Origin of the sequence: Flavobacterium sp. KACC 22763 (assembly GCF_028736155.1) — a bacterium.
Taxonomy (GTDB): Bacteria; Bacteroidota; Bacteroidia; order Flavobacteriales; family Flavobacteriaceae; genus Flavobacterium.
Genome location: NZ_CP117879.1, coordinates 1,851,812 through 1,864,144, shown reverse-complemented (window position 1 = coordinate 1,864,144; position 12,333 = coordinate 1,851,812). Strand labels below are relative to the sequence as shown.

General features: G+C 39.8%; 11 protein-coding genes. 9 read left to right on the top strand and 2 right to left on the bottom strand.

The window, feature by feature from the left end; translation table 11 throughout:
- The first annotated feature begins 1 nt into the window (after window position 1).
- From traJ to PQ463_RS07800, 8 genes are read left to right on the top strand one after another with little or no spacing between them, the layout of a single operon-like run.
- A complete protein-coding gene (gene traJ, locus PQ463_RS07835; protein ID WP_274257098.1) occupies window positions 2-1,210 on the top strand; it encodes a conjugative transposon protein TraJ in 1,209 nt (402 codons plus the stop codon).
- Between the two features lie 24 nt (window positions 1,211-1,234).
- The gene (gene traK / locus PQ463_RS07830) at window positions 1,235-1,843 is read left to right on the top strand and encodes a conjugative transposon protein TraK (protein WP_274257097.1); all 609 of its coding nucleotides are present in this window, start codon (window positions 1,235-1,237) and stop codon (window positions 1,841-1,843) included.
- Between the two features lie 7 nt (window positions 1,844-1,850).
- Window positions 1,851-2,102 carry a hypothetical protein gene (locus PQ463_RS07825; protein ID WP_274257096.1) on the top strand — a complete coding sequence of 84 codons (252 nt, stop codon included), beginning with the start codon at window positions 1,851-1,853 and terminating at the stop codon, window positions 2,100-2,102.
- 4 nt (window positions 2,103-2,106) lie between these two features.
- A complete protein-coding gene (gene traM / locus PQ463_RS07820) occupies window positions 2,107-3,399 on the top strand; it encodes a conjugative transposon protein TraM (RefSeq protein ID WP_274257095.1) in 1,293 nt (430 codons plus the stop codon).
- A 12-nt stretch (window positions 3,400-3,411) separates the two neighbouring features.
- Window positions 3,412-4,245, top strand: a complete 834-nt coding sequence (traN, locus tag PQ463_RS07815; protein ID WP_274257094.1) for a conjugative transposon protein TraN — start codon at window positions 3,412-3,414, stop codon at window positions 4,243-4,245.
- Between the two features lie 30 nt (window positions 4,246-4,275).
- Window positions 4,276-5,412, top strand: a complete 1,137-nt coding sequence (locus PQ463_RS07810) for a hypothetical protein (protein WP_274257093.1) — start codon at window positions 4,276-4,278, stop codon at window positions 5,410-5,412.
- 22 nt (window positions 5,413-5,434) lie between these two features.
- Window positions 5,435-5,746 carry a hypothetical protein gene (locus PQ463_RS07805; protein WP_111376239.1) on the top strand — a complete coding sequence of 104 codons (312 nt, stop codon included), beginning with the start codon at window positions 5,435-5,437 and terminating at the stop codon, window positions 5,744-5,746.
- Window positions 5,743-6,075, top strand: a complete 333-nt coding sequence (locus PQ463_RS07800; protein WP_274257092.1) for a helix-turn-helix domain-containing protein — start codon at window positions 5,743-5,745, stop codon at window positions 6,073-6,075. Before PQ463_RS07805 ends, PQ463_RS07800 begins: the two co-directional genes overlap by 4 nt.
- 112 nt (window positions 6,076-6,187) lie before the next feature.
- On the opposite strand, the gene PQ463_RS07795 is transcribed toward PQ463_RS07800, so the two are convergent.
- A complete protein-coding gene (locus PQ463_RS07795) occupies window positions 6,188-8,224 on the bottom strand; it encodes a transketolase family protein (protein ID WP_274257091.1) in 2,037 nt (678 codons plus the stop codon).
- 72 nt (window positions 8,225-8,296) lie between these two features.
- Complete coding sequence (locus PQ463_RS07790) at window positions 8,297-10,924, bottom strand: glycoside hydrolase family 3 C-terminal domain-containing protein (protein ID WP_274257090.1); 2,628 nt, start codon at window positions 10,922-10,924, stop codon at window positions 8,297-8,299.
- A gap of 299 nt (window positions 10,925-11,223) precedes the next feature.
- Between PQ463_RS07790 and PQ463_RS07785 the strand changes: the two genes are divergently transcribed.
- On the top strand, window positions 11,224-12,252 hold the full coding sequence (locus PQ463_RS07785) for a LacI family DNA-binding transcriptional regulator (RefSeq protein WP_274257089.1): 1,029 nt from the start codon (window positions 11,224-11,226) through the stop codon (window positions 12,250-12,252).
- Window positions 12,253-12,333 lie beyond the last annotated feature (81 nt).

The following is a 12,333-nucleotide window of genomic DNA, read 5'->3' as shown; positions in this document are numbered from 1 at the left end:
GATGAATTTGTATAAATCTTTAAAGAGAATTCTGTTTTTAAATGCAGCTGTGTTTATGCCTTTTGCTATTCATGCTCAAGGCGTCGGAGATGATATGCAGAGTTTGCACTCCGTGTTGGACCAGCTTTATGATGAGATGATGCCCTTGTGCAGTAATCTTTTGGCTGTAGGGCAGGGGATAGCTGGTTTTGGGACGATCTGGTATATAGCTTCCCGAGTCTGGCGCCATATTGCAAACGCTGAACCTATAGATTTTTATCCCCTGTTCAGACCTTTTGCGATCGGGTTCTGCATCATGATTTTTCCATCTGTTCTTGCTCTTATCAACGGGGTTATGAAACCGACTGTCACGGCTACGGCCGCTATGGTTACGGGATCCAATAATGCTGTGGCGGTTCTTTTGAAAGAAAAGGAAAAAGCAATCAGAGAAACGGATCCATGGCGGATGTATGTAGGGGTTTCCGGTGCTGGGGACCGTGACAGGTGGTATAAATATACTCATGATGAAGATCCTTCCGATGAGAGCTTGATTGCCGGTATCGGAAACGATGTCAAATTTGCCATGGAGAAAGCATCCTATAATTTTCGGAATTCTGTTAAGGAATGGATGAGCGAGGTGCTCAGAGTATTATTTGAAGCAGCGGCTTTGTGCATTGATACCCTTAGGACATTCCAGCTTGTAGTGCTTTCCATTTTAGGGCCGCTTGTATTTGGCATAGCTGTATTTGACGGGTTTCAGCATACCCTCACCGTCTGGCTTGCCAGATACATAAACATTTATTTATGGCTTCCCGTTGCCAATATCTTTGGAAGCATCATTGGGAAAATTCAGGAACTGATGCTCAAACTGGATTTATCGCAGGTGGAGGCAAGTGGAGACACCTTTTTTAGCCGGACCGATATGGCTTACCTCATTTTTATGATTATTGGAATCATAGGCTATTTCACTGTTCCGTCAGTTGCCAATTATATTGTCCATGCAGCCGGGGGCGGAGCTCTTGGCCAAAAAGTTACCAGTATGCTTGGCAGTTCTGCCAATTCAGTAATTGCCAAAACCTCGCATGGGGTTGGCATGGCAATGGATGCAATGGGAAATGCCGCTGGGCAAATGTCGCAGAGCATGTCTTCATCAGCTGGCAATGCTCCCTATTTTAAAGAGAAGGGAAATTACATGAATGATAAGCTCAAAGGAAATTCCAAACAGACTTAAAACCAACATCCCATGTTTACTAAAATGAAAAATATAGATGCCGCTTTCAGATATGTGAGAGGTTTTACAATGCTTGTAATTGTTGGGTGTATGGCAGTGTGCTGTTATGCACTGTATAAAAGTTTCCAGACCGTAAGGATGATGCAGGACAAAGTGTATATTCTGGCCAATGGCAAAGCGCTTGAAGCTTATGCGTCAGATCGAAAGGATAATGTGACTGTGGAAGCCAGGGATCATGTGAAAACCTTTCACAAGTTTTTCTTTACCCTTGACCCTGACGATAAAGTGATTAAAGCCAATATCACAAAAGCGCTGTATCTGGCAGACGGCAGCGCCAAGCGCATTTATGATGATCTGAAGGAAAATAATTTTTATTCAGGAATTATATCCGGGAACATCAGCCAGACCATCCTGATTGATAGTGTGAGCATTGATATCCGAGAATATCCCTATCGTTTTAGATGTTATGCCAGACAGAACATTATCCGCACTACCAGCATTATAAAAAGAAGTCTGATTACTGAAGGTGCGCTTCGAAATGTATCAAGAAGCGATAATAATCCGCACGGTTTTCTGATCGAGCGTTTTAATACTGTTGAAAATAAGGATATCTCGGCTGAAACCAGAAAATAAAATTCATATGAAATCTTTATTTAAAAAATGCACTGAGCCAATGGTTTATCACAAGTTTTATCTGCTGGCGCAGAAAAGATGGGCTGAAAAAATGAAAGGATTCACAGGTGGCCTTTCAAAGAGACAGCTCATATGGGCACTGCTATTATTTACGGTTTTAACATCAGGGCTTCTGATCTACAAGCTGTACAGGGCATTTTATAAAGAGGCTGGGGTTCCAGAAGTTTCAAAAACTAAGAAAATCAACTTAAAAAACTAAAATTATGCAAGAGAAAACAATATCGCTAAAGGAGTCTAAAAAGAGAAAGATGCTTTTAATGCTGCCTCTTATAGCGCTTCCGTTTCTAACATTCCTATTCTATTGCCTAGGAGGGGGACAAATGGAAGCCAAGACAGCAGAGAATGATAAAAAGAAAGGATTTAATTTTAATCTGCCGCTGCCTAAATTTAAAGGAGACTCAGCACTTGACAAGATGGGCTATTACGATCAGGCGGCAGCTGATTCTATAAAACTGCGGGAGCAGATTAAAAAAGATCCCAACTATTTTGATGGTAAAGCTCAAGAAGTTAAGGCAGATTCATTTTCCGCGGATGATTTTGACTCCGGCATGCTTCCAAAAAGCAGATCGGCTTTTAATTCGCAGCCTTTTCAGGACCGCAATGAGCAGAAAGTTTACGAGAAGCTTAGGGCTCTTGAAAAGGCAATCAGCCAGCCTGCTGTCCCTAATGCTTATGGCCAGGATATGCGGGAGTTTGAAAACTATGGGGCATCAAAAAGCGAACCGGATGCGATAAAAAATTTGGAGCAGATGATCTCGCAAATGGGCACTTCTGAGGAACCTGATCCTGAACTGAAGCAGCTTGGAGGGATGCTGGAAAATATTTTGGATATACAGCACCCCCAGCGCGTGCAGGAAAGGCTTAAAGAATCATCTGACAGTAAAAAGGGAAAAATATATCCAGTGCAGAAAAAATTGCCGGAGAACATCATGAGCTCCCTTGAGCGGAATGCCAATGCGCAGGATCCTGTAAAAACAAATGCATTTTATTCGCTGGACGAAGAACAGCCTTATGAAATGATGCAGAATTCCATTGAAGCAGTTATTCATCAGACACTGACTATTGTCAACGGATCGATGGTCAAATTAAGACTTTCGCATGATGTTTTCCTGCAGGGAACAGCGATACCCAAGAATACTTTCCTGTACGGAACTGCAGCTTTAAAAGGCGAGAGGCTTGAGGTAAAGATTGCAAACATACAGTATGGTAATTCCATATTTCCTGTCGAGCTGGCTGTTTACGATATTGACGGGATTGAAGGCATCTATATTCCTGGGGCGATCAGCAGGGATGCTGCCAAATCATCCGCAGACCGTTCCATCCAGAGTCTCGGTCTTGCCGGAATTTCGGATTCATGGGGCGCGCAGGCTGCAGAGATGGGAATTGAAGCGGCAAAAAGCCTTTTCAGTAAAAAAGTGAAACTCATTAAAGTGCTTGTAAAAGCAGGTTATAGGGTGCTATTATATGATGAAAAACAAAAGAATTTAAAACCTTAAAAGAAAGAAGAGATGAAAAGAATAATCTATCTGCTGCTGCTTGCATGTCTTGCCGGTATTTCAGCTTACCCTCAGGGATCAGGAAAAGAAACTGCATTTTATGAAGATCATTACAAAAATCTCCAAATTGGTTTTTCTAAAACCACAAGCATAGTATTTCCCTATGCCATTAAAAGCATAGATAAGGGAAGCGCAGATGTGCTGGTGCAAAAAGCAAAAGGGGTGGAGAATGTACTGCTGGTTAAGGCTGCCAAACCGTATTTTTTTCAGACCAATCTAACAGCTGTAACTTCAGATGGAAGGCTATACGTGTTTGTCCTGAATTACGATGACGGCTGCTCCGATTTAAATATTAAGGCGGAAGATGGCATCGCAGTTAATAAAGATATCCTTTTCTCTCGTGAGAACGAGAATCAGAAAAAGATCGAACAGGGGGCTTGGCTTGCATTAGGCAAAAAGAAAAAAGCAAGCGGGATTAAAAGTTTAAAGTTTCAAATGAGCCTTGAAGTCAATGGCATTTTTATAAGCCAGGATGTTATGTATTTCAGGATAGCATTGGAGAACAAATCGAAAATAAATTATGACATCGACCAGATTCGGTTTTTTATAAGAGACCAGAGGAAATCAAAACGGACAGCCTCACAGGAAATTGAAATGGTGCCGCTGTATGCAACTTCAGCTTCGCTGGTTATACCTGATAAATCTCAGGTTGTAAAAGTTTTTGCTTTTGGCAAATTTACCATTCCTGAGAAAAAATACCTCACAATTCAGCTTATCGAAAAGAATGGCGGAAGAAACTTGGATGTTGACATTAAAAACATGGCAGATAAAATGCTTTCACTGTAGTTCAGATTTATAAAAATAAATAGCAGCACTATGACAATCGACTTAAGTGACAGTGAAATGATGCTGGGTTACGCCCAAGAAATGGCTTATCTCGGCTACACGGATGTTGCCTTTAATATTGATCAGGTTAATAACAGTGATACGCTGGAGTTTTTTCGCGATCCGCAGCAAGCAGAGGAATATTGTGCTGTAATGGCTAACGATGCAGAATACTTTGAGAGACTGCCTGTAAAGTCGCTGATACATGATTTAAATGCGCTTATGCAAAGCGGAATTGACCTGTCCTCTATTGAGGCTATTGAGATAACTGGTTTTGCCAGGGGCGAAAGAGAAAGGAAAGAATTTTTAGAGAATAATTTAAATGGAAGTATCATGAATGAGAAGAATTTAGAATTTTTGGCAGACCAGATCAAGTATGCTGGTTTTGGGGAAGCGCTGCAGCCCATATTAAAAGAGCAGCTGGGAAAAGGGGAAAAGGAATTTACGGTTCTCCATGAAGCCAATTTTGAGAAGAGCGCCTTTAAATGCGAGCTGAGCTTTAAGAAATCCGACCGGAGCGATCTGTATTTCTTCAACTCCTATAAGGCCATGCTCTCCAAGGAAGGGGCTCCACATACATTGGAGCAGATCTTCTATATGGGAAAGGATAATAATTTTACAATGAAGGAGGCTTTTAATCTGCTGGAAGGAAGATCGGTCAATAAAGATCTTATGACCAAGGAGGGCGAGAAATATAATTCTTGGATTTCTTTGGACTTTAAGGATGCCGAGCCAAACGGAAACTTTAAGATGAACCATTACCACCAGAATTACGGCTATAATCTTCAGGCGGCTCTTGAGAAGCATTCCATTAAGGAGCTTCAGACACCCGAGTCTAAAGAGAGTCTGCTTGGCTCGCTTAAAAAAGGGAATATCCAATCGGTCACTTTTGTTGTCAATGGCGAGGAAAAGAGAAGGTTTGTGGAGGCCAATCCGCAGTTCAAGACCATCAGGGTCTATGACGAATCGATGCTACGCATCAATGACAGACAAAGCCAGGAGCAGAAGCAGAAGGATTCCAAGGAAGATATCTCCAAAGGGGAGAAGAAGAGCGCTGATGGGCACGGAGATGATGATTTGGGGGAGAACAAGGAAAAGAAGGCGAAAAGAAGATCGCCGTCCATTTAGCTCAGGTGATCATTGATGGATTATGGAAAGCGTGAAACCCTTGGCAGATTTTTTTTCTGCCATTGAAAAGGACGGGCGCATCGGCACGGCGCATATAGCCCTTTATGCGGCCCTTCTGCAGTTCAGGTCTGCCAAAGGCTTTGCCAATCCTGTTGAAGTCTTCAGAAGGGAATTGGCGCCCACGGCCAAGATATCTTCCGCATGCACCTACCATAAATGCCTGCGGGAGCTCGATGAGTACGGATACCTGCGCTATGAGCCTTCTTTTAAGAAGACAAGGGCAAGCCGGATATATTTTTTTGATTTTGAACTGCGTAAATTAATGGAGCCATGAAGCCTTTTGCTTTTGAGGATCTTCCCAATATATTGGGAAGCCTTGTGATGCGTGTGGAGAGCATTGAGCGTATGGTAAAACAGATCAGGGACAATAAGCCTCCTGAGGATTTTGATCCGGGCCTAATGACCATTCTGGAGGCCTCAAAGCTCGTGAATCTATCGGTGGCCACCATCTATTCGAAAGTATGCCGAAAGGAAATGCCCGCCAACAAGAAGGGCAAGAAACTTTATTTTATAAGGTCAGAACTGCTGGAGTGGATCAAATCCGGGAGGATCAAAACCATGTCGGAAATGCAGCGGGAAGCGGATCAGAGATTTAATAAATAGGATTATTTTGGAAAGCCTGCACAAAATTTGCAGGCTTTTTGTTGCATAAAAAATTAAGCCAATAACTTAAATAAAATAGGCTTACCTTTTTGTGGCAAAACAGAAGGCAATTCTAATGTGCTATTCCTAAATATTTTACGATCTCATTGCTAATATTTTCAGCCGTAAATCCAAATTTTTGATCTAAAACTGAAGCTGGAGCTGAGTAGCCAAAATGATCTAAACCATAGACAATTCCTCGAGAACCCACTAAACTTTCAAGATTAATAGGAAGACCGGCTGTCAGACCGAAAACCAATCCGTCTTTTGGAATAATGCTTTCTTGATATTCTTTTGGTTGAGATCTGAAAATGCCCTCAGAAATAATGGAAGCAACATTTATCTTTAACTGTTTTGTTTTTTCCAATTCAGAGGCTGCTTCTAAAAGAGTGGCAACCTCAGATCCGTTTCCGATCAAAGTAAGATCTGGATTTTGGTTTTCTTTAATTAGATATCCCCCTTTTTTAGCTTGTGATGCAGCTGCAAATTTTGGATCCTTGTACGGAAGATCTTTGATGTTTTGTCTTGAAAGGATTAATGCTGTAGGAGTTGTTTTATTTTCAACAGCCATTTGCCAAGCTACCGAAGTTTCAGCCGCATCGGCTGGACGCAGTGCCAAAAAGCTTTGACGGCCAGAATGGTTTTTAATTTTTTCTAAAAGCCTGATCTGAGCCTCTTGTTCAATCGGCTGATGCGTTGGCCCATCTTCTCCAACTCTAAACGAATCATGCGTGAATACATATTTTACAGGAAGCTCCTGAATTGCAGCAAGACGCATGGCTGGTTTCATATAATCAGAAAAAACAAAGAAAGTGGCTACAACAGGAATTACTCCGCCATGCAGAGCCATTCCATTTGCAATTGCGGCCATTGTAAGTTCGGCGACGCCTGCTTGAAGAAATGCTCCGCTAAAGTTATCTTTCTGCATCACTGAAGTCTTTTTCAAGAAACCGTCCGTTTTATCGCTGTTAGACAAATCAGCAGAAGAAACAATCATGTTTTCTATTTTTTCAGCCAAATAGCCTAAAACCTCCGCAGAAGCATCGCGTGTTGCCGCATTAGCTTTTTGAGATATAGAACTGAAGTCCATTTCAGGAAGTTCTCCGCTGAAGAACTGCTGGATTTTTTTAGCAGATTCAGGATTTTGGCTTTCCCACGCCAAAATTTTTGATTTCTTTTCTGCAGCATCCTTAGTTTTTTGTTCTAAAACTTTTTGATAATGGCCTTCAACGCTGCTGTAAATGGCAAAAGAATCTTGTGGATCAGCGCCCAAGTTTTCAAGTGTCTTTATAAAGTCTGCTTTTGTTGCCCCGATAGGTTTGCCATGAAGTTCACATTGCCCTTCGTATAATGTGCCCTCAGAAGTTACGCAGCCTTTTCCCATAATTGTCCTTCCAATAATAAGCGTAGGCCTTTTTAATTCGGCATTTGCTGCGTTTAACGCAGAACGTATCTGGGTATGATTGTGAGCATCAATAGTTATGACCTTCCATCCCCAAGATTCATATTTTGCGGCTGTATTTTCACTCGTTACTTCGTCGGTCATGGATGATAATTGCACATCATTGGAATCATAAAACATGATAAAATTGTTTAATCCCAAATGTCCTGCAATCCTTCCTGCTCCCTGCGAAATTTCTTCCTGAATGCCTCCGTCTGTTATAAAACCATATATTTTGTGATCAAATAAATTATCGAATTTTTCAGATAGGAATTTAGCGGCAATGGCAGCTCCAACACCCATAACATGCCCTTGTCCCAATGGACCGGATGTGTTTTCAATACCTCTCTTTACATCAATTTCTGGATGGCCAGGCGTTACAGAACCCCATTGTCTGAAATTTTCAAGATCTGTTTTTTCATAATTTCCCAAAAGATAGTATTGGGCGTACATTAATGCAGATAAATGCCCAGCGTCCATAAAAAAACGATCTCTGCAAATCCAGTTCATTTCAGTTGGATCATATTTCAAATATTCAGAATATAAAATGTGCATAAAATCTGCTCCTCCCATTGATCCTCCAGGATGTCCGGAATTTGCTTTTTCAACCATTGATATTGCTAAAGCTCTAATATTATCTGCTGATAATTGGTCTATTGTCTTGTCCATTTTTAAGTTTTTTAATAAATGCTAATGATATGCCTTTGACTAAAATTAAAATTCAAAGGCACTGCTAATTAATTATTTTTCTATTTCTAAAGTTTGAGTTATAATATTGCCTTTTGTTCGATTTTTTTCATCTGGCTGTGAACCTCCAACTGCAATTTGAATTTTGCCTTCATATGCTTTTAAGCTTCCGTTTTCTGTCACATAAGAAAGATCTTCAGGAGAAAGAGCAAAATTGACAACGGTACTTTGGCCAGGTTTCAAGTTGAACCTTTCAAATCCTTTGAGGCTTTTTAAAGGAGATTTTATGGATGCATTTGGATTAATTAAATACAGTTGCGCAACTTCTTCTCCTTCCATTTTTCCGGCATTGGTTATTTTAACAGAAATAGTGGCTGGCTGGCCCTTTTTTATTTTTGCAGGAGCTTTTACTGCGCTGTATTTGAATTCAGTATAGCTTAAACCATAGCCAAATCCGTATAAAGGAGTGCCTTTAAAGTAACGATATGTTTTATTGTCCATTTTATAATCAACAAAAGAAGACAAATCGGAATCGTCTTTGTAAAAGGTTACCGGAAGTCTTCCAGCAGGATTATAGTCTCCAAAAATGACATCGGCAGAGGCCGTTCCTGCAGATTGTCCGCCATACCATATGTTTAGGATAGCCGGAATGTTTTCTGCTTCCCAAGGCACAGCTATTGCGCTGCCGGTCATCATGAGAAAAATTACGGGTTTTCCAGAAGATTGAAGCATTTTTAGAAGTTTTGTCTGCACTTCTGGAAGTAGGATGGAAGTACGGTCTCCACCATTAAATCCGGGTGCATCAACAGGCATTTCTTCTCCTTCAAGTTGAGGAGAAATGCCTCCTGCAAAAATAAAGGCATCTGCATTTTTATGGCGCCCAATTAAATTCGCAAAATCTGTTTTTATAAAATTCCCGGTTTGCAGAGCCACTTCAGCTTTTCCTTCACCTTGCCAATATTCCAACACTAGTTTATAAACAGAATCTTTTTTGGTTTGCAGTTTGTATGTTTTTGCTCCCCATCGGTTTTTTTTCCAGGCATCTATAACTTCTTTACCGTCAATAATAAACCTGTAACCGTCATCTGCGGCCACTTCAAAAGTAATTGAACCATCCTCATCTGCTTTAAAATTGGTAGTATAGCGTGCCGAAAAATGATTTGCTTTGATGTTTTGGGCAACCATTTCTCCTTCCTGCCAGAAATTATTTATTTCAGATTCAGTTCTCGTAGTTTCAGGTGCGCCAGATAAGGTATTGTTATTATAATACTCAGCTTTAAAGCCTTGTTTTCCTTCATAAGAATAACGGCTCTTTAGATCTTTGTAAACCAGTAATGTATCATTTGTAAAGTTGGTGGCTTTTTCATAAACCACTTCAGTTTCAGGGCTGACTTTCTCTTTAATGCCTTGCAAAACTGTTGTTAGTTTTGATGGAGTTCCGTTGTAATTTCCAAGTATGGAAATTGAATTATCTGCATTTGGACCTAAAACAACAATCTTTTTAAGTTTTTTGCTTAATGGAAGCGTATTTCTTTCGTTTTTAAGAAGTACTATAGATTGTCTGGCCATTTTTAGAGCATGCTCCTTATGCTCATCTGATTCTAGAACTGAATTTGGAGTCTGTGCATATTTAACCATTGAGACAGGATCAAACATGCCCAGCCTAAAACGGATCAAAAAAAGACGTTTTACAGAAGCATCAATCTGTTTTTCGGTGATTTGTCCGTTTTTAACAGCTTGAACAAGTGATTTATAAGCATCTGTTCCGCAGTCAATATCTGTTCCATGGAGCACTGCATCGGCTGAAGCAGATGCGGCATCAGAATGTGTTTTATGGTTTTTGAAAAAATCATCAATAGCCCAGCAGTCAGATGTGACATAACCGGTAAATTTCCATTCATTTCTTAGAATGTCATTCATTAGGATATCACTGGCGCAGCATGGCTGGGTTCTAAAGGCATTGTAAGCGCACATAACCCCTGCAACTTTAGAGCTGGTGATTAATTTTTTGAAAGCGGGCAGATACGTGTCCCAAAGTTCATATGGAGTTACATCCACATCAAAAGTGTGGCGTAGAGATTCTGGCCCGCTGTGTACAGCATAGTGTTTTGCACAGGCTGCAGCTTTAAGATATTTAGGATCATCTCCTTGAAGGCCTTTGACAAATGCATCGCCTAAAATAGCTGTCAGATAAGGATCTTCTCCATAAGTTTCCTGTCCGCGTCCCCATCTGGGATCTCTAAAAATATTAATATTTGGGGTCCAGTAAGTAAGCCCTAAATAACGTTCGTTGGTTCTGTTAAGTTCAACAGCCTTATTGTAAATGGCTCTGCCTTCTAGAGCAGAATAATCGGCCATTTTGAAAAGCGAGTTTTTATCGAAAGTAGCGGCCATTGCAATCGCCTGCGGGAAAACGGTTGTTTTAAAAGGAGTTCTAGCGACCCCATGAAGCGTTTCGTTCCACCAGTCATAAGCAGGAATTCCCAGTCGCGGTATAGCAGGTGCCGCATTTAGCATTTGTGCCACTTTTTCTTCTAATGTTAATTGCCCCACTAAGTTTTCTACTCGTTCTTCAAAAGTGAGATCAGTATTTTGAAAAGGAAATTTGGAATCTTTATTCTGTGCAGTGCACCAAAGAGAGAGTAATATCAGGATCTGATATTTTATTTTTTTTGTTTTCATATAAATAAATTTTACTGATGCTGGGACTGATGAAGTGCTGTATTTTTTATTTTAAAATAAATTGCAACCGATTGTGTAAAGGAAAGAAAAATAATTTAACTTTAGAGTGTTATTTGATAAATAATGCCATTTTACTGTTTTTTTTAATTATTTTTGATGATAAATGTTTACGTTTTCTATTGGTTATAAGTAAATTTGTTATAAGTAAATTTGTCATGTAAAACGAAAACAGGCGGTATTGAATTGCTGTGCTAAACTTTTTAAATTATGTTCAAAATTTACGACTAATCATAATAGTAATGGAAGAAAATAAATATGTAACGATTTATGATATTGCTGAGAGGCTTAATCTGGCAACATCTACTATTTCACGAGCTTTAAAAGATCATCACACGATAAGTGATAAGACGATTAAAAAAGTGAAAAAAACCGCTGAAGAAATGGGTTTTGTCCCGAATACTTTAGCAGCAGGTTTGCGTGGGAACAAAACCAGAACCATTGGCGTTTTGATTCCTACCGTTACACAGCCCTTTTTATCTTCTCTGATTAGCGGAATCGAAATCGCGGCTCAAAAATCGGATTATACCGTAATTATTATGCAGTCGCACGACTCATATGAAGAAGAGGTAAATATGGCCAAATCTTTATATAGCAATCGCGTAAGCGGCGTAATTTGTTCTCTGGCAATGGAAACAAGCGATACAGCTCATTTCCATCAGTTTTCAAATAATAATATTCCGTTGGTTTTTGTGGATAGAGTTCCAAAAGGATATAATACTTTTAGAGTTGTAATTGACAATTATACAGCAGGCTACAAAGCAACCAAACATCTTATTGAACAAGGCTGCATCCGTATTGCCCATTTTTCTGCTGGTTCAGAATTGGGAAACTTGTATAATGAAAGGAAAAGAGGTTATATTGAAGCCTTAAAAGATCATAATATCGAAGTGGACGAAGAATTAATCATCAACTTGAATTCGGTTACATATGAAGACGGGGTAAAGGGCAGCAACGCTTTATTTGATTTAAAGCCAATTCCGGACGGATTGTTTGCACCAGGAGATATTTTGGCTGTAAGCGCAGTTCAAACTGCAAAAAAACGCGGAATCAGAGTCCCTGAAGAGTTTAAAGTAATTGGTTTTAATAATGATCCAATTTCGCAGATTATTGATCCAAATATATCGACTATTACGCATCCTGCAGAAAAAATGGGAAAAGCAGCGGCTGAAATTATCATTAAGAATTTGAAATCGTCTAAAAATGACGATGCGAAAGAAATCACTTTTTTAAATACAGAAGTACTCGCGAGAGAATCTACTCAAAAGTAATTATTTTTAAGATGCTACAGAGCAGGATAGTTTTTGTAATTATCCTGCTTTTATTTGTTAAATAAATTATTTTTTTGAAAA

Coding starts and splice junctions, on each gene's coding strand:
- traJ (WP_274257098.1), top strand. CDS start 2: ATGAATTTGTATAAATCTTTAAAGAGAATTCTGTTTTTAAATGCAGCT.
- traK (WP_274257097.1), top strand. CDS start 1,235: ATGAAAAATATAGATGCCGCTTTCAGATATGTGAGAGGTTTTACAATG.
- PQ463_RS07825 (WP_274257096.1), top strand. CDS start 1,851: ATGAAATCTTTATTTAAAAAATGCACTGAGCCAATGGTTTATCACAAG.
- traM (WP_274257095.1), top strand. CDS start 2,107: ATGCAAGAGAAAACAATATCGCTAAAGGAGTCTAAAAAGAGAAAGATG.
- traN (WP_274257094.1), top strand. CDS start 3,412: ATGAAAAGAATAATCTATCTGCTGCTGCTTGCATGTCTTGCCGGTATT.
- PQ463_RS07810 (WP_274257093.1), top strand. CDS start 4,276: ATGACAATCGACTTAAGTGACAGTGAAATGATGCTGGGTTACGCCCAA.
- PQ463_RS07805 (WP_111376239.1), top strand. CDS start 5,435: ATGGAAAGCGTGAAACCCTTGGCAGATTTTTTTTCTGCCATTGAAAAG.
- PQ463_RS07800 (WP_274257092.1), top strand. CDS start 5,743: ATGAAGCCTTTTGCTTTTGAGGATCTTCCCAATATATTGGGAAGCCTT.
- PQ463_RS07795 (WP_274257091.1), bottom strand. CDS start 8,224: ATGGACAAGACAATAGACCAATTATCAGCAGATAATATTAGAGCTTTA.
- PQ463_RS07790 (WP_274257090.1), bottom strand. CDS start 10,924: ATGAAAACAAAAAAAATAAAATATCAGATCCTGATATTACTCTCTCTT.
- PQ463_RS07785 (WP_274257089.1), top strand. CDS start 11,224: ATGGAAGAAAATAAATATGTAACGATTTATGATATTGCTGAGAGGCTT.